This window comes from Rheinheimera sp. 1928-s, assembly GCF_029269265.1.
Lineage (GTDB): Bacteria > Pseudomonadota > Gammaproteobacteria > Enterobacterales > Alteromonadaceae > Pararheinheimera.
The window spans coordinates 631,228-652,838 of sequence record NZ_JARIXP010000001.1; the positions used below are offsets into that span (position 1 = coordinate 631,228).

The 21,611-nt window shown below is 46.6% G+C and carries 17 protein-coding genes; 13 read left to right on the plus strand and 4 right to left on the minus strand.

Features of this window, described 5'->3' with window-relative positions; translation table 11 throughout:
- Nucleotides 1-64 precede the first annotated feature (64 nt).
- From prfC to P3C17_RS02880, 4 genes are read left to right on the plus strand one after another with little or no spacing between them, the layout of a single operon-like run.
- A complete protein-coding gene (prfC, locus tag P3C17_RS02865) occupies nt 65-1,651 on the plus strand; it encodes a peptide chain release factor 3 (RefSeq protein ID WP_300928010.1) in 1,587 nt (528 codons plus the stop codon).
- 24 nt (nt 1,652-1,675) lie between these two features.
- Nucleotides 1,676-3,415, plus strand: coding sequence for an arginine--tRNA ligase (gene argS, locus P3C17_RS02870; RefSeq protein WP_300928011.1), 1,740 nt, complete (start codon nt 1,676-1,678; stop codon nt 3,413-3,415).
- A gap of 43 nt (nt 3,416-3,458) precedes the next feature.
- A complete protein-coding gene (gene pdxH / locus P3C17_RS02875) occupies nt 3,459-4,097 on the plus strand; it encodes a pyridoxamine 5'-phosphate oxidase (protein ID WP_300928012.1) in 639 nt (212 codons plus the stop codon).
- Nucleotides 4,088-4,888 (plus strand): TatD family hydrolase, encoded by an 801-nt coding sequence (locus P3C17_RS02880; protein ID WP_300928013.1) that lies wholly within the window; start codon nt 4,088-4,090, stop codon nt 4,886-4,888. Before pdxH ends, P3C17_RS02880 begins: the two co-directional genes overlap by 10 nt.
- On the opposite strand, the gene P3C17_RS02885 is transcribed toward P3C17_RS02880, so the two are convergent.
- Nucleotides 4,885-5,499: a hypothetical protein gene (locus P3C17_RS02885; protein WP_300928014.1), complete on the minus strand. Its 615-nt coding sequence runs from the start codon at nt 5,497-5,499 to the stop codon at nt 4,885-4,887. The two genes, P3C17_RS02880 and P3C17_RS02885, sit on opposite strands and share 4 nt — an antisense overlap.
- A gap of 83 nt (nt 5,500-5,582) precedes the next feature.
- Between P3C17_RS02885 and serB the strand changes: the two genes are divergently transcribed.
- Together serB and P3C17_RS02895 are read left to right on the plus strand one after the other, a co-directional pair.
- Nucleotides 5,583-6,656 carry a phosphoserine phosphatase SerB gene (gene serB / locus P3C17_RS02890; protein WP_300928015.1) on the plus strand — a complete coding sequence of 358 codons (1,074 nt, stop codon included), beginning with the start codon at nt 5,583-5,585 and terminating at the stop codon, nt 6,654-6,656.
- Nucleotides 6,656-7,552, plus strand: a complete 897-nt coding sequence (locus P3C17_RS02895) for an alpha/beta fold hydrolase (protein WP_300928016.1) — start codon at nt 6,656-6,658, stop codon at nt 7,550-7,552. Before serB ends, P3C17_RS02895 begins: the two co-directional genes overlap by 1 nt.
- Nucleotides 7,553-7,562: 10 nt before the next feature.
- On the opposite strand, the gene P3C17_RS02900 is transcribed toward P3C17_RS02895, so the two are convergent.
- Complete coding sequence (locus tag P3C17_RS02900) at nt 7,563-10,112, minus strand: PilZ domain-containing protein (protein ID WP_300928017.1); 2,550 nt, start codon at nt 10,110-10,112, stop codon at nt 7,563-7,565.
- A gap of 115 nt (nt 10,113-10,227) precedes the next feature.
- On the opposite strand from P3C17_RS02900, the gene radA reads away from it, so the two are divergent.
- Complete coding sequence (gene radA / locus P3C17_RS02905; RefSeq protein WP_008898065.1) at nt 10,228-11,586, plus strand: DNA repair protein RadA; 1,359 nt, start codon at nt 10,228-10,230, stop codon at nt 11,584-11,586.
- 95 nt (nt 11,587-11,681) lie between these two features.
- Here the strand turns inward: radA and P3C17_RS02910 are convergent, their stop codons facing one another.
- Entirely contained in the window at nt 11,682-12,434 is a 753-nt protein-coding gene (locus P3C17_RS02910; protein WP_233078666.1) for an outer membrane protein assembly factor BamD, read from the minus strand.
- 126 nt (nt 12,435-12,560) lie between these two features.
- Here P3C17_RS02910 and rluD point away from each other — a divergent pair, with 126 nt between their 5' ends.
- From rluD to clpB, 3 genes are all read left to right on the plus strand, one after another.
- Nucleotides 12,561-13,535, plus strand: a complete 975-nt coding sequence (gene rluD / locus P3C17_RS02915) for a 23S rRNA pseudouridine(1911/1915/1917) synthase RluD (protein WP_233007883.1) — start codon at nt 12,561-12,563, stop codon at nt 13,533-13,535.
- Nucleotides 13,535-14,269: a peptidoglycan editing factor PgeF gene (gene pgeF / locus P3C17_RS02920; RefSeq protein ID WP_300928018.1), complete on the plus strand. Its 735-nt coding sequence runs from the start codon at nt 13,535-13,537 to the stop codon at nt 14,267-14,269. Before rluD ends, pgeF begins: the two co-directional genes overlap by 1 nt.
- Before the next feature lie 92 nt (nt 14,270-14,361).
- Complete coding sequence (gene clpB / locus P3C17_RS02925; RefSeq protein ID WP_300928019.1) at nt 14,362-16,947, plus strand: ATP-dependent chaperone ClpB; 2,586 nt, start codon at nt 14,362-14,364, stop codon at nt 16,945-16,947.
- Nucleotides 16,948-16,999: 52 nt separating this feature from the next.
- On the opposite strand, the gene P3C17_RS02930 is transcribed toward clpB, so the two are convergent.
- Nucleotides 17,000-18,547: a PAS domain-containing methyl-accepting chemotaxis protein gene (locus P3C17_RS02930; protein ID WP_300928020.1), complete on the minus strand. Its 1,548-nt coding sequence runs from the start codon at nt 18,545-18,547 to the stop codon at nt 17,000-17,002.
- A 93-nt stretch (nt 18,548-18,640) separates the two neighbouring features.
- Here P3C17_RS02930 and P3C17_RS02935 point away from each other — a divergent pair, with 93 nt between their 5' ends.
- From P3C17_RS02935 to P3C17_RS02945, 3 genes are all read left to right on the plus strand, one after another.
- Nucleotides 18,641-19,096 (plus strand): CBS domain-containing protein, encoded by a 456-nt coding sequence (locus P3C17_RS02935; RefSeq protein WP_300928021.1) that lies wholly within the window; start codon nt 18,641-18,643, stop codon nt 19,094-19,096.
- Between the two features lie 108 nt (nt 19,097-19,204).
- Nucleotides 19,205-20,779, plus strand: coding sequence for a glutamate--cysteine ligase (gshA, locus tag P3C17_RS02940; protein ID WP_300928022.1), 1,575 nt, complete (start codon nt 19,205-19,207; stop codon nt 20,777-20,779).
- A gap of 181 nt (nt 20,780-20,960) precedes the next feature.
- Nucleotides 20,961-21,578 (plus strand): hypothetical protein, encoded by a 618-nt coding sequence (locus tag P3C17_RS02945; RefSeq protein ID WP_300928023.1) that lies wholly within the window; start codon nt 20,961-20,963, stop codon nt 21,576-21,578.
- Nucleotides 21,579-21,611 lie beyond the last annotated feature (33 nt).

The window sequence follows — 21,611 nt, forward strand, 5'->3', positions numbered from 1 at the left end:
AACCCAAGCCCACTCTGCTTCTTGGCTATGTTGTGGGCTTCGTTTATTGATCAAGTTGGATGGCATGACTACCGAACTGTTTTTAGAAGAAATTAACAAACGCCGCACTTTTGCGATCATCTCTCACCCGGATGCCGGTAAAACCACTATCACTGAAAAAGTGTTGTTGTTTGGACAGTTGATCCAAAAAGCAGGTACGGTCAAAGGTAAAAAGTCTGGCCAATACGCCACCTCCGACTGGATGGAAATGGAGAAAGAGCGGGGCATCTCGGTCACGACTTCTGTGATGCAGTTCCCTTATGCGGATTGTTTAGTCAACCTGCTGGATACTCCAGGTCACGAAGACTTCTCGGAAGATACCTACCGTACTTTAACGGCGGTAGACTCCTGCTTAATGGTCATCGACGGCGCTAAAGGTGTTGAAGACCGGACCATTAAGCTGATGGAAGTCACCCGTTTACGTGACACGCCTATCATCACTTTTATGAACAAAATGGACCGGGATATTCGTGATCCTGTTGATTTATTAGATGAAGTAGAAAGCGTATTAAAAATCGCCTGTGCTCCTATCACCTGGCCAATCGCCTCGGGTAAAGAGTTTAAAGGTGTCTATCACATTTACCGTGACGAAATTATTTTATACAAGTCAGGTATGGGCCATACCATTCAGGAACTGGATGTGATTAAAGGCATCAACAATCCTGAACTGGATAAAAGAGTGGGTTATTACGCCGGTCAGTTGCGCGAAGAAATGGAACTGGTCAAAGGCGCAAGCCATGAGTTTGACTTAGAACTGTTCCGCAAAGGTGAACTCACCCCGGTGTTTTTTGGTACAGCCTTAGGTAACTTTGGTGTCGATCATATGCTGGATGGTTTAACCGAATGGGCGCCTGCACCACAACACCGTGCCACCACCAGCCGTGTTGTTGAGCCATCAGAGCCAGCCTTTACCGGTTTTGTTTTTAAAATTCAGGCTAATATGGACCCGAAACACCGTGACCGCGTGGCCTTTTTGCGCATCTGTTCAGGTAAATATGAAAAGGGCATGAAAATGCACCATGTGCGTATTGGCAAAGATATGCTGGTGCCACAGGCTTTAACTTTTTTAGCGGGCGATCGTGAACACGTCGAACAAGCTTTCCCAGGCGATATCATAGGTTTACATAACCACGGCACTATTCAGATTGGTGATACCTTCACATCAGGTGAGAAGTTTAACTTCACAGGTATTCCAAACTTTGCGCCTGAATTATTCCGCCGTATTCGTTTGCGTGATCCACTAAAACAAAAGCAGCTGCTCAAAGGTTTAGTACAGTTGTCAGAAGAGGGCGCTGTGCAGGTATTCCGTCCGCTGGATAACAACGATTTGATTGTAGGCGCAGTGGGTGTGTTGCAGTTTGACGTGGTGGTGCATCGCTTAAAATCTGAATACAGCGTCGATGCGATTTACGAAAGCGTCAACGTGACGACTGCGCGTTGGGTTTATAGCGACGATCACAAAGCCATGACTGAATTAAAGAGCAAAGCCAGCATGAACCTGGCGCTCGACGGTGGCGATAATCTGACCTATCTGGCTCCTACTATGGTCAACCTGAACTTGTCGATAGAGCGTTATCCGAAGATCAAATTCCATAAGACCCGTGAACATTAATTCAGGCTCGAGCAAAGGTTTGTTATGAATATCAAAGAATTATTATCCGCAAAAACTCAGGCCGCTATGCTGGCTTTAGGTTTGCCTGCCGATACCAATACAGCTGTGACCATCAGCACTAAAGTTGAATTTGGTGACTACCAGATCAACGGTGCTATGGCGGCTGCCAAGTTATTAAAAACCAATCCCCGCGCTTTGGCGCAGCAGCTGGTGCAACAACTGGATTTAGCCGATATGGCTGAAAAAGTGGAGATTGCTGGCCCAGGTTTTATTAACGTCACTTTACGTAAAGACTGGTTAGCAGCGCAGTTAGTTGGAGCTTCACAAAACCCACGTTTAACTTTAAGCGCTAATCCAGCCCCGCAAACTGTAGTCGTCGATTACTCAGCGCCTAACCTGGCTAAAGAGATGCACGTTGGCCATTTGCGCTCCACCATTATTGGCGACGCCGTGGTGCGCTGTCTTGAGTTCTGGGGTGACAACGTCATTCGTCAGAACCATATGGGCGACTGGGGTACGCAGTTTGGTATGTTGATTGCGCATCTGGAAGACAAGCTGGCAGCTGGTATAGACTTAGAGCAAGTAGCTTTAGCCGATCTGGAAGACTTCTACCGCGAAGCGAAAAAACGTTTTGACGATGAAGCAGGTTTTGCCGATAAGTCGCGTGACTATGTAGTGAAACTACAAAGTGGCGACGCCCACTGCCAGAAGTTATGGCAGCTGTTTATCGACACTTCTATTAAGCACAGCGATGAGGTGTATAAAACCTTAAAAGTCACGTTAGGCCATGAGCATATCAAGCCTGAAAGTGCCTATAACTCTATGCTGCAGCCTATAGTGGATAGCTTAAAACAGCAGGGTTTAGCTGTGGAAAGTGAAGGCGCTTTAGTGGTGTTTTTACAGGAGCTGGCGGATAAAGAAGGCAATCCTTCGCCTTTTATTGTGCAAAAAACCGGTGGTGGTTTCCTCTATGCCACTACAGATTTAGCGGCTTGCCAGTACCGTAGTGTTGATTTAGCTGCGGATCGCATCGTGATTTTTACCGACGCCCGTCAGGCGCTGCACTTTAAACAAGTGGAATTAGTGGCCCGCAAAGCTGGTTTATTAAAAGATCATGTCGCTTATGATCACTGCCCCTTTGGCACCATGATGGGTGAAGACGGTAAGCCGTTTAAAACACGTACCGGTGGCACTGTTAAACTGGCTGAGTTGTTAGAAGAAGCCGTAGTGCGTGCTCAAGCAGTGGTAGAGCAAAAATCATCAGACTTAAGCACCGAAGAAATGGCTGAAGTGGCGCGTAAAGTAGGTATAGGTGCAGTGAAGTTTGCTGACTTATCGAAAAACCGCACCAGCGATTATGTGTTTAGCTGGGATGCCATGTTAAGTTTTGATGGTGCCACAGCCCCTTATCTGCAATACGCTTATACTCGTGTCAGCGGTATTTTGCGCCGCGCTGGTATCGATGAGAGCTTTGTGGCTCCGCTGCAACTTCTGGAAGAGCAGGAAAAACAGTTAGCCGTCAAACTGTTACGTTTAGAAGAAACGCTACAGGCCGTGATGAAAGATGCGGTGCCTAACTTGCTTTGTAACTACTTATACGAGTTATCCAGCCAGTTTATGAGTTTCTACGAAGCTTGCCCTATTTTAAAAGAAGGCATTGAACCAGATTTAAAAAACAGCCGTTTAATGCTGAGTATTTTGGTGGCCCGTACTTTAAAACAAGGCTTAGACTTATTAGGTATTGAGGTAATGGAGCGGATGTAATCCGCTTTGCCCCAGTCGCGTCTTGATCTGAAAGGACAAACTGATGAAAATTGCTGATATTCGCCGCAGTTACAGCATGGACAAACTGGATCTGGATAAGCTCAATGCCGATCCTTTTCTGCAGTTTGAAGCCTGGCTGAAAGATGCGGTAGCTGCTGAATTACCCGATCCAACAGCTATGTGTGTGGCCACAGTGGATGCGTCAGGTCAGCCATCACAACGTCTGGTGTTGCTTAAAGATGTCAGCAGCAAGGGGTTCGTGTTTTACACCAACTTAGGTAGCCGTAAGGCTTCTGAGTTGGAACATAACCCTAAAGTCTGTCTGCATTTCCCATGGCATCCGCTGGAGCGTCAGGTCATTGTTTATGGCACTGCTGAGCGGGTTCCGACCAGCCAGGTGATGAGTTACTTCTTGTCCAGGCCTAAAGAGAGCCAGCTGGCGGCATGGGCTTCAGAGCAAAGCCGTCCTGTGTCAACCCGTCAGGTGTTGATGCAAAAGTTTGCTGAAATTAAACATAAATTTGAGCAAGGCGAAGTGCCGGTTCCTTCCTTTTGGGGCGGCTTTTTAGTCAAACCCCATCAGATTGAGTTCTGGCAAGGCGGTGAGCACAGGCTGCATGACCGCTTTATGTATAAGCAGCAAGCAGACAGCAGCTGGGCCATAGAGCGTTTATGTCCATAGTCCCTCCTTTACAGGCCGCCGATACGCGGCCTGTATTATTTGATAGCCACTGCCATCTGGATTTGCCAGAGTTGTTGCCACAACTAGAGTTGCATCTGGCGAACGCCAAAGCTGTGGGCGTTGAAGGCTTTTTAGTGCCTGCAGTGCAATCTTCAGCCTGGTTGCCTTTGCTGGCATTAAAACAACGTTATGGTTTTTACATTGCTTTGGGTGTACATCCCTGGTGGGCCAGCCAATCGGAGCTAGAGGCTTTATCCGGACTTGAGGCTTTAGCGGCTTTACCCGAAGTAAACGCCATAGGTGAGATAGGGCTGGATTTTGCGTTGGATGAACAAAGTTTCGCTTTGCAACGGCAGTGTTTTGAGCTTCAGTTGCAGCTGGCAGGCCAACTGAAAAAGCCTGTGGTTTTGCACCATCGCAAATCACAGAATGAATTACTGCAGGTCATTAAACAACAGCAGTTTAGTCAAGGCGGCATTTTGCATGCGTTTTCGGGCAGCTTTGCCCAGGGCAAAGCTTTTATAGATATGGGTTTTAAGCTTGGGATTGGCGGTACTATTACTTATGAGCGCGCTGAGAAAACCCGCAAGGCAGTAAAACAGTTTCCGCTCGATGCTTTAGTGCTGGAAACCGATTCCCCTTCGATGCCGCTGCATGGTTTTCAGGGGCAAATCAATACACCAGCCCAGTTGCCTTTGGTGCTGAAAGAGCTGGCGGGGTTAAGAGGCGAAGATCAGCAGCCGATAGCACAAATACTGTTTAACACTACGGTTCAGTTGTTCCCAACCTAAAGCAAATTCGCCGCATCCGCTTGTTTATTGCGACGCCATTTTTGCCATTGATGCACAATTTTGCTCCAGGTGCCGCGCAGCATAAAAGCCACTACCCCAGCGAGTAATAACATCCAGAATACTTGTCGCATCAACTGCTGCCAGGCTTGAGTCACAGGCAACAAGCTGGCATCAAGTTTCATACTGATTTTGATATAACCAATGACCCGATCGTCCTGCGTAATTTCCTGCACCATAGCAAGCAAAGCTTGTTCATGTTGAGGTGCATACAACAACTGAGCTGCGGCAGTACCTTGTGAAGCAGATAACTTCACGCCGTTGGCGTCATACACCACTACATCCTGCAGATAAGGTGTAGCGGCAATATTGGTAGTCAGTTGGTTTAAGCTTTCCAATTGGTCGTTGTTTATGAGATAAGCTGCGGTATGAGACAAAGCCACCAGAGTCGAACGCATCAGTTCGGCACTTTGTTGCTGGAACAAAAGTTCACCTTGCTGGTTACTGTTCCACCACCATTGTGAGAGCACCCAAATACCCAGCAATGCCAGCAACAGCTGGGCCAACCTGAAGTATTTTGAATTTTTGTTGTGCTGATATCCGCTTAATTGCATTAATTTGCCTGATTTTTACACTGACAATGGCTTAAAAATGTCGGTAGAATGCCACGGCAACAGAATGAAGTACAGGTGGCCCTTTGAGCTTTTATTATAAGATTGACCCAAACTCCTTTGCTGACAACAGTTTAATTCAGTGGCTGACGGCGCAAGGCGAAACACAAGGCGCAATAAAAGGCGCAGTACAAATGCATGCCTCCGGCTTTTATCAAAGCGAACGTGAGGCAGCTGGTTCGGTCTGTACGCCAGAATTCTGGTCTGGATTAGTTACAGGGCAAAGTACCGCCAGCCTGAGGATTTTTTCCGGAAGTTTCACGTTACAGCAGCTATTTGCTGTGTTGCAGTTATTGCCTGCTGATGCGGCTTATTCCTTAAGTTTGTATCGTCCTCACGCCGATTTAGCTTTGGCGGTGCGTATCGATTTACCTTTCGCCTTAAGCACAGCGCAAATTCAGGCCTTACGCCAGTTGAGTGAGCCCTGGGCTGCTGAATTGGTCTATCTGCCAGCGCCGGTGTTTTTACAGCAACCTGGCGTGCTGGTGATGGATATGGATTCCACTGCTATTCAGATTGAATGTATTGATGAAATCGCCAAATTGGCCGGTGTTGGTGAGCAGGTCGCTGCTGTGACTGCCCGAGCGATGAACGGTGAACTGGATTTTGCCCAAAGCTTACGTCAACGTGTCGCCACCTTAAAAGATGCCCCTGATACAGTGCTGAAGCAAGTGCTGGATGCTGTGCCGCTGATGCCGGGGTTAGAAGCCTTAGTGGCATTCTTACAGCAACATCAATGGCAAGTGGTGATCGCATCCGGTGGCTTTACTTATTTTACTGAAGCCTTAAAGCAGCGTTTACAACTGACGGCTACTTATGCCAATCAGCTGGAGATTGTTGATGGCAAGCTGACTGGCCAGGTGTTGGGGGCTGTAGTTGACGCTCAGACCAAAGCCGATGTGGTGCAGCAGATTGCCAGTCAATACCAGATCCCAACCAGCCAGACAGTGGCTATTGGGGATGGCGCCAACGATTTACCTATGCTGGCTGTCGCAGCCCTTGGTGTAGCTTTTCATGCCAAACCCAAGGTACAGGCTCAGGCCAAAGCGGCGATACGGCAAGGTTCGTTATTGCAGTTGCTGTATTTACTGGAGAGCTGATGCAACACCAGCAAAGCTCAGAATGGCTGACGGTCGCTGATTATCAGCTGCATTTGCGGCAGTTGACACCGGATCAGGCAGAGTCAGCTTATCCAGTGCTGATGCTGCATGGCGCTATTGAAAACAGCCGGATTTTTTACAATGAAAAAGGCCGGGGTTTGGGCTGCTTTCTGGCCGATCGTGGTTTTGCTGTCACTTGTGCTGATTTCGCAGGTCGTGGTTTATCCAATCCTCAAGCCAGCAGGCGTTTTAATCACAGTCAGCAGCAACTGATTTGCCAGGACATTCCAGCTTTAATTCATCATCTGTACGAGCAGCATCAGCAGCCCGCTGTGGTGATGGCACATTCCTGGGCTGGTGTGGTGTTGGCGGCAAGTTTAGCGCGTTTTCCAGAGCTGCTGCTGAAGGTCAAAGCCATCATCACTTTTGGTACCAAACGAGTGATTAGCGTAGGTGGTTTTAAAAAACGGCTGCATATTGATTTGGTCTGGAACAGGCTTTCGCCGCTGCTTTGTCGTTTTTATGGCTATTTACCGGCCAAACAATGGCGTTTTGGCGCAGACAACGAACCTGCGCAGTATTTGCTGGATACCATTGGTTGGATCCGTGGTCAGGCTTTTGTTGATCCAACTGATGGTTTTGATTATGCCGCGGCTTGCACTGATGTGAACTGGCCGGTCAGCTGGCATTTTGCCGCTATTAACGATCAGCTGTTAGGACATCCGCAAGATGTGCAGGCTTTTCTGGCAGAAACAGGGTTAAACTCAGGGCGTTATAGCTTGCTCGGCAAAGCGCAGGGTCATCAGCATGATTATGATCATATTTCCATGCTGACTCACCCCGGTGCCAGTTCAGATCATTTTTCCGAACTGCTGTTGTGGCTGAAACGGATTTAGCAGGCCGAATTTAAACAGGTTGTTTGAGACTGGCCAATAAAGCCAGCCGTTTGTGCTGTTGCTCTGCTATTTGTTCGTTGCTTAAGTTAAAACGCAGTAAAACTTCATCTGTGATATCTACGACATCACCTACGCCCACCACACTCCAAAGTTCTTCTTCGAGTACTTTCGCTTTATGAATGGCGTAAGTGCTGACATAACCCAGCTCTTTGGCAATATGTTCTGTATCAGGCCGGCCTGTGCGGGATAAAAAGATCTTAAAAGCAAACAGCAGATCGGTACTGACCACATCATCGACAAAAGCTTTTTTCGCACTATGGAGCTGGAAATCAAAATCAAACTTTGTTTCAAAGCTATGTTCTGTATTGTCCTGATCCGGCGTAAAACGCAAAAAGACTTCGTAGCTAAAGGGGATCTCCTGGCGCTTCATTTTTTTCAGCTGATTGGCAAACTGCAAATTGGTGGCATTGTTTTTCAGTAGTGGCAACATAGTTATAGAATCAGCTTCTTCACTGAACTGAGCCAGTAACTTGTGCAATGCACTGGGTTTAGCACCCAGTGCTACTACGTCCAGATTGTAACGGACGCCCTGACGATGCACATAAAAGGCGAAGGTGTCCAAAGCTTTAACGTACATATTACGCAAGGCAGGGCCCAGGCCCGGAAACTTAGGTGTCTCCTCGGCCATCGTCAGTTTGCTTCTGTTGTTATTAATGAGCTGCTGAAAGAATATTTTGCCTGGATGATCGTTGGTTGGATCTATCACTCTCATATTCATAATCAGTTTGTTTTTACTGACCGCCATTACTTCATAAGGCAGGCCTGAGAGCTGATGCTTAGTGGTGATCTTTTGCAATTCAGGCAAGCTGATTTGTACTGTATCGCCTTTTGAAAAACTGACAGGTTCGGCACATTCCAGTTGAATGCCCTTACTGGAGAAATCGCGGCTAAAGGACTGAATATCGCCGCCTTTATCCCTTTCCAGCAGTACTGTGGTTTTATATAAAAACCGACTTTCAGAACGTAAATTAACATACTGCACTGAAGCACTTTCAATAGGCGGGATCTGTTCAAGTTTGGCATGTCCAAACACTTTCAACTGATTCAACAAAGCCGCGTCGTAGGTCATGGCTTTATACAGACTGCTGCTTTGGGCCGTGCTGATATCGGTCAGCGCCACTATATAGCGCAAGTTGCGAATGAAATTTGCGATCAAAGGTGTTGGTGGTTGATTCAGCTTTTGTACTTCCTGATCCGCAGTAGCGGGTAATGACAGCGGAATATGGGCATGAGCAGGTACAGTGCGTAACACCGACATACGGAATGCGCGGAAGCTGGGTTTGGCTGCACCAAAACCGAAGAATACGGCTTTCAGTTCAGGGTGTTGCAGTAATTCTTCTGTCGTAGCCGAATAAAAAAACAATCGGCCTTTGGCCGCATGGGTAAAGGTATAAAGTACGGTGCTATTTTCATTGGCCTCTTTAGCCAGACATTGTTTTAACCGTCGCACGTGCAACAGTTGTGGCAAAACATTCTGCTGACGTTCATCCTGAAAATAGTGCATCAGGTGCCTGTTGTTTTCAGTGGTTAATACACAGGCGGGTGAGGCCTTGCCGTCGTTAACCGCCAGAAATACCGGTAGAGAGCTGATGCGGGGTAAATAAAATTGCTCATAACCTTTGATAAACACCGCTTCGTAGGTGTTATCCAGATTCACTTTGTAGCGTCTTTTATTGCCATGAATAAAATTTTGCAGGAAATCTGAAAAGCCTTTTTCATCAGCTAAAGGCAAGCGTTTTAACCGCACGTAATAACTTTTGTCGGCAGGTTCAACATCAATTACCTGATAAGGGATGCCGTTATTGATACCAAGGGCAAACTCCTGCTCTAAGCCGCGGAAAAATATGGCAACTTTTTGCCCGGCTGTCATTTCTATTGCCAGCGGGATTTTGATTTTACAGCCGGATACGGATAGGTCACTGGTGGTTGCAGGAAAACGTTCTTCATCCTGCAATACCACTTCAATATCGATAGAGAAATTCATTCGCTCTTCACGGCGCACGCTGTAACCGGCAAAGCGGATCAGTTGAGCTGCTTTGTAGTCATTGGCCGTAGCATCCAGATCTGAAGGAATAGCGGCTAAGTCTCTGGTGTCAGAAACTTCTCCTGATAATACGTCCTGCAGCCTTTTATTGGTTTCTTGCTGATGCCGCACTCTGAAGTTGTTATTGGTATTGGTAACGTCTTCAAAAATGCCAATAGTGTATTGGCCGTATTGCTTCAGCCCTTTCTCAAAGGTTTGGATCGCAAGTTCATCCAGATAATGGGTTTGGCCTTTATGCTCAAAAGGGCGAACTTCGCCGTCGACCCTGCCACGTAAATCGATATAATAGGTGCATGGCTGCGCCAGACGCTTTAATTCCATTTTGATCAGAAATTGCTGCGATTTGGCTAAGTCGCCGGTCAATAGCCGAAACTCCTCATCAAACAATTGAGTGTTGATAAGGGGTTTCAGACGTTCCAGGACGCTGCTATAAGCTTGTAAGTCGTTTGTTGTCATGCTCGCTTAAACACTGACAGGGGAGTGGCAAGCCCTGTATGAATAATTTGGGTTAGAGTAAAACCAGTACGATGTAAAAGCAATAATCGTGCCTTTTAATAAGAAGAGATAAAAAATGGCTAAAACTAAGAGCGCGTACGTCTGTAATGACTGTGGCGCTGACTTTGTGCGCTGGCAGGGCCAGTGTACTGAGTGTGGTACCTGGAATAGTATCAGCGAAGTACGTTTGCCCAGTGTAACAAAACAACAACGTTTTGACGGTTATGCCGGAGCCACCGCCGCTAAAGTGATTCGGTTGGATCAGGTTGACTTGCAGGACGTGCCACGTTTTAGTTCTGGTTTTGCTGAATTTGACCGGGTGTTGGGCGGCGGTATAGTGCCGGGTTCAGCGATATTGATTGGCGGTAGTCCGGGCGCAGGTAAAAGTACCTTGCTGCTGCAAATTATGTGTGGACTGGCAGTAACAGACAAAGCTTTGTATGTCACAGGTGAGGAATCGCTGCAACAAGTGGCATTGCGAGCCAACAGATTGGGCTTACCGACACAAAATTTAATGATGCTGGCTGAAACCAATGTTGAAACTATTTGCCAGCTGGCACAGCAAGAAAAACCGCGCATTATGGTCATCGACTCGATTCAGGTGATGCAGATGTCGGATATTCAGTCTGCTCCAGGCAGCGTATCTCAGGTACGGGAAAGTGCGGCTTATTTAACCCGTTTTGCTAAACAACATAATGTGGCTGTGATTATGGTCGGTCACGTCACTAAAGATGGTTCTCTGGCTGGTCCTAAGGTACTGGAGCACTGCATCGACTGTTCTATTTTACTGGATGGGGACACCGACAACAGATTCCGCACTTTACGCGGCAATAAAAACCGTTTTGGTGCTGTCAATGAGCTGGGCGTTTTTGCGATGACAGGCCAGGGTATGCGGGAAGTGAAAAACCCTTCCGCTATATTTTTAAGCCGTGGCAAAGAAGATACGCCAGGCTCTATTGTGATGGTGTTATGGGAAGGGACCCGACCTTTGCTGGTTGAAATTCAGGGGCTCGTAGATTATTCGCCATTAAATAATCCACGCCGGGTTACTTTGGGCATGGAACAAAACCGTATTTCGATGTTGCTCGCAGTATTGCACCGTCATGCTGGTATTCAAATGGCCGATCAGGATGTATTCGTCAATGTGGTGGGGGGCGTGAAGGTGAATGAAACCAGCGCTGACTTAGCTACTTTGCTGGCGCTTGTGTCGAGCTTTAAAAATAAAGCCTTGCCCAATGAGCTGGTGGTTTTTGGTGAAGTGGGGTTGTCCGGTGAGATTAGGCCTGTACCCAGTGGTCAGGAACGTTTAAAAGAAGCAGCAAAACATGGCTTTAAACGTGCCATAGTGCCAGTGGCCAATGCGCCTAAAGAAGCGATACCAGGTATGACAGTAGTAGCAGTCAGTAAGTTATCAGAAGCTTTGGATGCGTTGTAAATGCAAAGTTAAGCATAAGCAGAAATAAAAAAACGGCCTAAAAGCCGTTTTTTTATTTCTGTTTTTATACCCTAAGTCATAGTACGACTAGGATATTAATTCAGAGCGTTAGGAAAATTCAGTAATAACACAGCTTTGGCATCATCACGTAATTTCACTAAACCTAATTTGTCATAGCTTTCGACCATAATAACCAAGGCTTGCTCTACCTGAGGCGAATCACGGTAATACTCGACAATGTATTTACAACGGTTGGCTGCCGCTAAATGAGCGCCACGACGGACGTAATAATCAGCAACCAGTAATTCGTAACGTACCAGTCTTTCTTTAATGGCGAACATACGCTTTCTGGCGTCATCGGCGTATTTACTATTTGGATAAGTGCTGACCAGTATTTTAAAGTCATCAAAACCTTGTTTGGTGCTGGACATATCTCGGTCGGCACGGTCTATACCAACAAATTCCTGAAAAGAGTTTTCGTCAGCTTTAACGTTATTTAAACCACGCATGTAGTAGGCGTAGTCTAAATCCGGGTGGTTTGGGTTCAGACGAATAAAACGGTCTATGCTGGCTAAAGACTGAGTGGTATCACCGCTTTGGTAATAAGCGTAGATCAGATCCAATTGCACCTGACGGGACAAAGGACCAAATGGATAACGGCTTTCCATGCCTCTTAACAGCTCAATAGCTCTGTTATACAGACCTGAATCCAGCACATTTTTGGCTTCTTCATACATTTGCTGAGCAGACTGGTTGGTATTGACCAGTTCTTCTTCGGCTTTTTTGTTCCCCGCACAGGCGGTTAGTGTTAAAGCTAGGGCGATTATGGCTAAAAAATTCACTTTCATTTAAAAATCCGCTACTACTTAAACCTATTGGCTATTTAGTCTGGAGTAAAACCGTTAAAATAACCTTTTATGGCCCGATTCTAACCCAGACAGTTCGGGTATGCACACAGGATAACTGGTTCCGACATGACAAAACAGATAAAACTTGCAGAAATTGTACCTGACCATCTATTTGGTAAACGCTTAGATCAGGTATTGGCCGAAATGTTCCCGGACTATTCGCGTTCCAGAATAAAAGAGTGGATCTTAGCCGATTGGGTTCAAATCAATGGCCAGCTCTGTAACACCCCCAGAGAAAAGTTACTGGGCGGGGAGTCTGTGTTGATCCAGGCCGAGTTACCGGATGATGAACGCTTTGAAGCTGAGCCTATAGACCTGAATATTGTTTACGAAGACGAACATATTATGGTGATCAATAAACCTGCGGGTTTAGTGGTGCATCCTGGTGCGGGTAATGCCGACGGTACTTTGTTAAATGCCTTATTACACCACTGTCCTTCTATTGCTGAAGTGCCAAGGGCCGGTATAGTGCATCGTCTGGACAAAGACACCACAGGTTTAATGGTGATAGCCAAAACTATCCCTGCTCAGACCCATTTGGTAGAAGCTATGCAGGAGCGGGAAATTACCCGTGAATACGAAGCGATTTGCCACGGCACTATGACAGCGGGCGGTACAGTGGATGAGCCTATAGGCCGTCACCCCACCAAACGTACTCATATGGCGGTGACCAGTTCAGGTCGCCCTGCCGTCACTCACTACCGTGTGATGGAAAAGTTCCGTGCTCATACCCGTTTGCGTTTACGTCTGGAATCTGGCCGTACTCACCAAATTCGTGTGCATATGACCTACATTAACTATCCGCTGGTGGGTGATCCTGTGTACGCAGGCCGTCCACGCCCTCCGCGTAAAGCGGATGAAGCGCTGTTAACTGTATTACGTGCCTTTAAACGTCAGGCGCTGCATGCAGCTATGCTGCGTTTAGCTCACCCTATTACCAGTGAAATTATGGAATGGCATGCGCCAATTCCTGACGATATGGTAGAGCTGACTCAGGCCTTACGTGAAGACACTGACATTCACGGTCTGGATTTCGCCTGATGTTCAAAGCTGACTGGCCTGCGCCTTTGCATGTAAAAACTGCAGTTAGTACTCGGGAAGGTGGTGTGTCCTTGCCACCTTACGACGGGTTGAATTTGGGCAGTCATGTCAATGACAGACCTGAAGCTGTGGCGCAGAATCGTCAGCTTTTCAAACAACAGGCGGGGATGCCTGCTGAACCTTTATGGCTCAATCAAGTGCACGGTAAAGAGTGCGTCCTATTGGAACAGACTGATTTTTCAGTGGGTCCTTTTACAGCCGATGCCAGTACGACCAAAACCAAAGGTGTGGTGTCAGTGGTTCTTACCGCTGATTGCCTGCCGGTGTTGTTTTGTGATGCAGCTGGTACTCAGGTGGCTGCAGCTCATGCTGGCTGGCGTGGTTTAGTCGATGGCGTGCTGGAACAAACCCTGACACAGTTTACTGATCCTAGTCAGGTGATGGCTTGGCTAGGCCCAGCTATTGGCCCCACAGCTTTTGAAGTGGGGGATGAAGTACGGCTGGCTTTTATGGCAAAAGATGCCAAAGCTGACGCAGCTTTTATGGCTGTTCCGAATAAAACAGGTAAATGGCTGGCTGATTTATATCAACTGGCGCGTTTGCGTTTGAATGCTGCCGGAGTCTCACAAGTTTACGGTGGCGGTTTTTGCACTTACACCGACTCACAGCGTTTTTATTCCTATCGTCGTGATGGCCAAACAGGCCGGATGGCATCCTGTATCTGGATTGACTGATCTAAGTCAATTTTTTGACGTTTATCGCTTGATAATTAACCTGCTCTGCCCCATCTTAATGCCAACAGCAGTTTGATGTATGCGGAGATGTTATGAGACTCGACAGATTTACCAGTAAATTCCAATTGGCAATTGCCGAAGCTCAGTCTATGGCTTTAGGCCGTGATCATCAGTTTATTGAACCCATTCATTTAATGCATGCTTTGCTGAATCAGGAAGGTGGATCCACCAAAGATCTGTTCAGCAAAATTGGCATCAATACCAATGAACTGCGTTCCAAATTATCCCAGGCTTTAGAGCGCTTACCCAAAGTGGAAGGTGCAGATGCTAATGTGCAGCTGTCTGCTGCCACTATTAACCTTCTGAATCTGTGTGATAAATATGCGCAAAAACGCAAAGACCAATATATTTCCAGCGAGTTGTTCGTGTTGGCTGCCTGTGAGGACAAATCTGAATTAGGCCATTTATTACGCCTGCTGGGTGTGGATAAAGCTGTGGTAGAAAAAACCATAGAACAAATCCGTGGCGGCCAGAATGTCGATGACCCTAATGCCGAAGATAGTCGCCAGGCACTCACTAAGTACACTGTCGATTTAACAGCGCGGGCTGAAGCTGGCAAGTTAGATCCGGTCATAGGTCGTGATGAAGAAATCCGCCGTTGTATTCAGGTTTTGCAGCGGCGCACTAAAAACAATCCTGTGCTGATTGGTGAACCTGGTGTGGGTAAAACCGCCATAGTCGAAGGTTTAGCGCTGCGTATTATCAATAAAGAAGTGCCGGAAGGTTTAAAAGACAAACGTGTTTTGTCTTTGGATATGGGTTCTTTGTTGGCTGGAGCTAAGTATCGTGGTGAATTTGAAGAGCGTTTAAAAGCAGTGCTGAACGAGCTTTCTAAAGAAGAAGGCCGGGTTATTTTGTTTATCGACGAAATTCATACCATGGTCGGTGCAGGCAAAGCCGACGGTGCTATGGATGCCGGCAATATGCTCAAACCTGCGTTAGCGCGGGGCGAGCTGCATTGTTTAGGCGCCACCACTTTGGATGAATACCGCAAATACATTGAAAAAGATGCGGCGCTGGAGCGACGTTTCCAGAAAGTCATAGTGGATGAGCCTTCAGTGGAAGACACTATCGCTATTTTACGGGGTTTAAAAGAACGCTACGAGCTGCACCACGCGGTAGAGATTACCGATCCGGCCATAGTGGCGGCCGCTACTTTGTCGCATCGTTATGTCAGCGACCGACAGCTGCCGGATAAAGCCATTGATTTAATTGATGAAGCGGCGTCCAGCATTCGGATGCAGATGGACTCTAAGCCAGAAGAGCTGGACAGATTAGAGCGGCGTATTATTCAGTTGAAGCTGGAAGACAATGCGCTGGCGAAAGAAACAGACGAAGCGACCAAAAAACGCCGTGACATGATCCAGGAACAAATCCGTGAACTGGATTTGAAATACAACGAGCTGGATGAAGTCTGGTCTTCAGAAAAAGCGGCCTTACAAGGCACACAAAATATCAAAGCCGATCTTGAACAAGCCCGGCTGGATATGGAAGTGGCGCGCCGTGCCGGTGATTTAAACCGTATGTCGCAATTGAAATACGAACGTATTCCTGCTTTAGAAAAACGCTTGGATTTGGCGTCACAAGTGGAAATGCATGAAATGACGCTGCTTCGAAATAAAGTGACGGAGCAGGAAATTGCCGATGTGTTATCCAAAGCGACGGGAATTCCGGTCAGCAAAATGCTGGAAGGTGAACGCGACAAACTGCTGCGTATGGAGCAGGAACTGCAAAAACGGGTGGTAGGCCAGGCCGAAGCCCTGGAGGCCGTGTCGAACTCCATCCGTCGTTCCCGCGCAGGTTTGGCCGATCCGAATAAGCCTATAGGTTCATTCCTGTTTTTAGGCCCTACAGGTGTGGGTAAAACCGAGCTGACCAAAGCCTTAGCCCAGTTCCTGTTTGATACCGAAGATGCGTTAATTCGCATTGATATGTCGGAATTTATGGAAAAACACACTGTCTCGCGTTTGGTCGGAGCACCGCCTGGCTATGTGGGTTACGAAGAAGGCGGTTATTTAACTGAAGCTGTGCGGCGTAAACCTTATTCTGTAGTGTTATTGGATGAAGTGGAAAAAGCGCATCCAGATGTATTTAATATTTTGCTGCAAGTACTGGACGATGGCCGTTTAACCGACGGGCAGGGCCGTACAGTCGACTTTAAAAACACTGTGATCATTATGACCTCGAACTTAGGCTCAGATTTGATCCAGGAGCATTACCAACATCAGGATTATCAGCAAATGAAAGATATGCTGATGGACGTATTGAGCAAGCACTTCAGACCTGAGTTTTTAAACCGGTTAGATGAAACTGTGGTGTTCCACCCGCTGGACAGCGCGCATATCCGCCATATAGCGTCTATTCAGTTGCAACGCCTGCGTTTGCGTTTGCAGGATAAAGGCTTTGGTTTGTCGGTGACAGATGCTGCTTTGGATCTGTTGGCAGCAGCTGGTTTTGATGCAGTCTTTGGCGCGCGGCCGTTAAAAAGGGCTATTCAGCATTATATTGAAAACCCGTTGGCTCAAACCTTACTGAAAGGTCAGATTAAGCCAAATGCAATAGTGTCAGTCGATGCCAAAGCAGGACAATTTGTGATTGAGTCCGGACCTGTTCAGTAAAACTTGTGGTCACTAAAAAGCCCGCAGCTGCGGGCTTTTTTATAGCCAGAGGTTACTGGTTAAAGGTCTTACTCAAATTGGCAATCTCAGCAGCTTGCTGGTGCAGACGTTGGTTGTTGTCGGCGACCAGTTGCATATTGCCTAAGTTTTCATCTGCAATATGCTGAATATTTTGCACATTGCTGGCCACTTCACTGGCAACCTGTCCTTGCTGAGTCGCAGCGGTCGCAATTTGCGACGATAAATGATCGATGGTATTGACCATAGCGACAATTTCCGATAATTGCTCTGTGCTGTGAGTGGTCTGGGTCACACATTCTTCTACCTGTTCACGGCTTTGCGTCATGGTTTTGCCCCAACTTAATAGAGTTTGTTGGATTTCACCAATAGAACGTTGAATTTGCTCTGTAGCTTTATGAGTGCGGGATGATAAAGCCCTTACTTCATCAGCGACTACGGCAAAACCACGGCCATGTTCGCCTGCCCGAGCCGCTTCAATGGCTGCGTTTAATGCCAGCAAGTTGGTTTGATTAGCTATACCCTGAATTTCTGTCATCACAGCGCCAATACGTTCAGCTTCTACTGCTAAATTATCTGCAGTGCTGGCCGCACCTTGTACTTCTACAGCCAGTTTTTTTACTGTGTTGGCGGTTAATTGCATCACTTGTTCTGCCTGCTGGCAAATCTGCTGAGCTTCGCCCACTTTTTGGTTGGTTTCGCCTGTGCGTTCGGCGATATCCAGCACTGTACTGCTTAATTGCTGGGTGGCTGTAGCAATAGAGACTAATTCCTGACTTTGCTGATGAATGCCACGTTGTGTTAAATGAACGGCCTCTTCCAGCGTGTCGGCAATGCTGGTTAGTTTGTTAGTGCTGTCTTTGGTACGCCCTAATACGGTTCGCAAGCGGGCCTGATGCATCTGATGGCGGAAGTCTGCTACTGAAAATGCCGTTTTACCGCTATAGACATAACGGGATACAGAATCGAAGTCCTGACGCATTTTGCTTAACTGAGCCGGAATATCTACTAATTCGTCATACATCAGCACAAAGAAAATAGCCGGAATAAGCAACGCCAACCATAACGCATGAGACCACAGCAAAGCACCTGCCGCTATTAAAACAAAGCTGCTAAGCAGTGCAATAAGACGACGTAAATTGCTGTTACCATTCCACTGGCTGATGGTTTTACCTGTATTGATCGCCTGGTAACAGCGATCGGCTTTTTGGATTAAATCCGGAGTTGCTTTTACGCGTACTGACTGGTAGCCCACCAGTTGCTGCTGCTGATAAATAGGGGTGACAAAAGCATCCACCCAATAATAGCGACCATCTTTGCAACGATTTTTCACCATGCCACGCCAGGATTGTCCTTGCTTTAAGTGACTCCACAGATCAGCAAAAGCGGCGGCCGGCATATCAGGGTGGCGCACCAGATTGTGGTTTTTACCGACCAGTTCGTCTTCTGTATAACCGGCAACCAGGCAAAATGCAGGGTTGGCATAAGTGATCACCCCACGTGTATCTGTAGTTGAGACTAACTCTTGTCCGGCGTCGTATTGAACTTCCTGGTCAACAAGGTTCTGGTTGCGGCGGTTCATGCTTATTTCCTTTTTATTTATCATTCAGTTAATCTGAATCAAAGCGGCGGCATTATTTCAAAGATCTCTCGGATAAGCGAGCTTAGGAGCATTATGCAAGTATCTGCCATTATGACCAGAAAATTGACGATGGTTGACCCGGATATGAGTTTGTCTGCGCTAAAAGACATTTTTAATCAGTCTAAATTTCAGCATGTGCCAGTGATTGATGCCGGGCGACGTTTAGTAGGTATAGTTTCCGTCAAAGATTATTTCAAAGCATTGGCACCTGTGATGGATGCGGCCTCAGAGAAAACCTTGGATATTTTTGTCACCAGCCGCAAAATTAAACATGTAATGAGCAGTCCAGTGATAGCGGTGCCTGAAGATTATCCAGTGGTCAAAGCTGCAGCCTTGTTGCTCAAACATAATATTGGCTGTTTGCCGGTGACGGATCAGGATAATGTGGCTATAGGCATAGTGTCGTGGAAAGACATTATGCGAATAGTGGTGTTGCAGGCGGCGCGCAAAAGCAGATTGGCATATGGCGCTACTGCTGAAGAAGAGTAGAATACAGCGTCAATTTATCTCACAAAACTTAATTTCTGGACACTCTTGTTTTTTAATTTGAGTCGCCCCATTTTAACGTTTGCTCATTATCAGAAATAAGGGATCAGCTTGAGTCATTTCCTCGAACAACGTCTGGCTGCGCTTGGCACCACGTCATTTCAAACTGCAATTAAAGGTATCAGACGGGGTATTGAGCGGGAGACATTGCGGATTAAGCCGGATGGTCATCTGGCTCAAACTGGTCATACAAAAGCTTTAGGATCGGCTTTGACTCACCCTTTAATCACCACAGATTTTTCAGAGTCTCTGCTGGAGTTTATTACCCCGGCACAAACTGATATTGATGTGACTTTAAAGCAACTGACTGATATTCATAAATTTGCGTTATCTCATATAGGTGAAGAGCGGCTTTGGGCTGGTTCTATGCCTTGTTATATCGATCATCAGGATGAGATCCAACTGGCACAGTACGGTAGCTCCAACGTCGGAACTATGAAAACTGTTTATCGCCAGGGCCTTAAAAACCGTTATGGCAGCATGATGCAGGCCATCAGCGGTGTACATTTTAATTTCTCTATTCCAGAAGAGTTCTGGCAGCAGTATCAGCAGTTGTTGGGAGACTCGGGATCCTTGCAGGATTTTATTTCTGCTCAGTACCTTCACCTTATTCGCAACTACAAAAGATATGTTTGGCTGGTGGTGTATTTGTTTGGTGCATCCCCTGCTATGTGCAGCTCGTTTTTACAAGGCCGCGAACCTAAGTATAAGTTCCAAACCTTGGGCAAAGGCTCTTTATACTTACCTTATGCCACCTCTTTACGAATGAGTGATTTGGGCTATACCAACAGTGCACAATCCAGTTTAAATATCAGCTATAACAATTTGCCGGATTATATCGAAGGTTTACGTCAGGCTATTTCGACGCCTTCTGCCGAATACGCTTCCATAGGCGTTAAAGTCGACGGGCAGTACAAGCAGCTCAACAGCAATATTCTTCAAATCGAAAACGAATTTTATTCGACCATACGGCCTAAACGTACCACGCAAAGTGGCGAGCGCCCAACCTGCGCTTTAAAGCGCCGTGGTGTGGAATACATTGAAGTGCGGGCTTTGGATGTCAATCCGTTCAGCGCTGTGGGTATTAATGCCGAACAAATGCGTTTTCTGGATTTGTTTTTGATCTACTGTTTACTCGAAAAAAGCCCGGATTTATCGGCTGACGAACAGGCGGTGACAGAGCAAAACCTGCGTAAAGTGGTAACCGAAGGACGCAAACGTAACCTTGATCTGAATGAGAATGGCCAGCCTCGTTTAATGTTGGATTGGGCTGAACAGCTGTTCGCTGATCTGATGCCTATAGCGAACTGGATGGACGCAGCTCACAGCGGTGATTCGTACAGTGCTGCTATCAAAGAGTTTTATTTAGGCTTGTTAGACCCGAACCAAACCTATTCGGGTAAGTTATTAAGCCGTTTAATAGCTCAGCAGCAGGATAGTCCTTATTACGCTTTGGCTTTGGCTGAGCAGTACAGGCAGCAATTGGCTGCAATGGACTATCAGCTGTATACCGAAGCCGAGTTTGAACAAATGGCTACGGTATCCTTGCTTGAGCAACAGAAGATTGAACAGGCTGACTCGGTGAGTTTTGATCAGTACCTTGAACAGTATTTTGCTGATTTATAAGCAAAAAGTTGGATACTAAATCCGGCTTTTTAATATCCACTAAAACTCAGACATAAAAAAGCGGCCAGCAAGCTGGCCGTGAAAACTAAGGATAAGGATAATCCAGGGATGAAAAACAAAAACTTGGTTGAATCCATTCGTTAGGTTAGTCTGAGTTGTGTTTTGAAAAGTTCAGCGTGTTATGAAAAAAATTAAAAAAACTTTACTCTTCTTATCGCTCGCTACTGTATTAACAGGCTGCGCTACAGCCCCACCTAAAAACAGCTCCAATTTATGTGAAATTTTCCGCGAACATGACGACTGGTATGATGCGGCATCCGATATGCGTGATAAATGGGATGTGCCCATTCATGTGCCTATGGCAATGATGTATCAGGAAAGCAGTTTTAAGCATAATGCCCAGCCGCCTATGGAATATTGGTTTGGTTTTATTCCAGTCGGTCGTGCCAGCACAGCTTATGGTTATGCTCAGGTCAAAGACGAGACATGGGAAGACTATGGCCGTGAAACGGGCAGCTATTTTGCGGCACGCTCAAACTTTGATGATGCTTTGGATTTTATGGGCTGGTATATCAACAAAAGCAGCAAAATCAATAAAGTGGCAAAATCTGATGCCTATGCTCAGTATCTGAATTATCACGAAGGTTGGGGTGGTTATAAGCGCGGGACCTATTACAAAAAACGCTGGCTGATGGAGACCTCCCGTAAAGTACAGCAAAGAGCAACTATGTATCAGAAGCAATTGCAAAGTTGTGAAGAAGAATTTAAACGCGGTTGGTTTTTTGGTTTGTTTGGTTAACTGGATAAAGACAGATGTAAGAAGGGCGCCGCA

Bases quoted from the DNA above. Each gene is read 5' to 3' on its own strand.
- prfC (WP_300928010.1), top strand. From the start codon at position 65: ATGACTACCGAACTGTTTTTAGAAGAAATTAACAAACGCCGCACTTTT.
- argS (WP_300928011.1), top strand. From the start codon at position 1,676: ATGAATATCAAAGAATTATTATCCGCAAAAACTCAGGCCGCTATGCTG.
- pdxH (WP_300928012.1), top strand. From the start codon at position 3,459: ATGAAAATTGCTGATATTCGCCGCAGTTACAGCATGGACAAACTGGAT.
- P3C17_RS02880 (WP_300928013.1), top strand. From the start codon at position 4,088: ATGTCCATAGTCCCTCCTTTACAGGCCGCCGATACGCGGCCTGTATTA.
- P3C17_RS02885 (WP_300928014.1), bottom strand. From the start codon at position 5,499: ATGCAATTAAGCGGATATCAGCACAACAAAAATTCAAAATACTTCAGG.
- P3C17_RS02895 (WP_300928016.1), top strand. From the start codon at position 6,656: ATGCAACACCAGCAAAGCTCAGAATGGCTGACGGTCGCTGATTATCAG.
- P3C17_RS02900 (WP_300928017.1), bottom strand. From the start codon at position 10,112: ATGACAACAAACGACTTACAAGCTTATAGCAGCGTCCTGGAACGTCTG.
- radA (WP_008898065.1), top strand. From the start codon at position 10,228: ATGGCTAAAACTAAGAGCGCGTACGTCTGTAATGACTGTGGCGCTGAC.
- P3C17_RS02910 (WP_233078666.1), bottom strand. From the start codon at position 12,434: ATGAAAGTGAATTTTTTAGCCATAATCGCCCTAGCTTTAACACTAACC.
- rluD (WP_233007883.1), top strand. From the start codon at position 12,561: ATGACAAAACAGATAAAACTTGCAGAAATTGTACCTGACCATCTATTT.
- pgeF (WP_300928018.1), top strand. From the start codon at position 13,535: ATGTTCAAAGCTGACTGGCCTGCGCCTTTGCATGTAAAAACTGCAGTT.
- clpB (WP_300928019.1), top strand. From the start codon at position 14,362: ATGAGACTCGACAGATTTACCAGTAAATTCCAATTGGCAATTGCCGAA.
- P3C17_RS02930 (WP_300928020.1), bottom strand. From the start codon at position 18,547: ATGAACCGCCGCAACCAGAACCTTGTTGACCAGGAAGTTCAATACGAC.
- P3C17_RS02935 (WP_300928021.1), top strand. From the start codon at position 18,641: ATGCAAGTATCTGCCATTATGACCAGAAAATTGACGATGGTTGACCCG.
- P3C17_RS02945 (WP_300928023.1), top strand. From the start codon at position 20,961: ATGAAAAAAATTAAAAAAACTTTACTCTTCTTATCGCTCGCTACTGTA.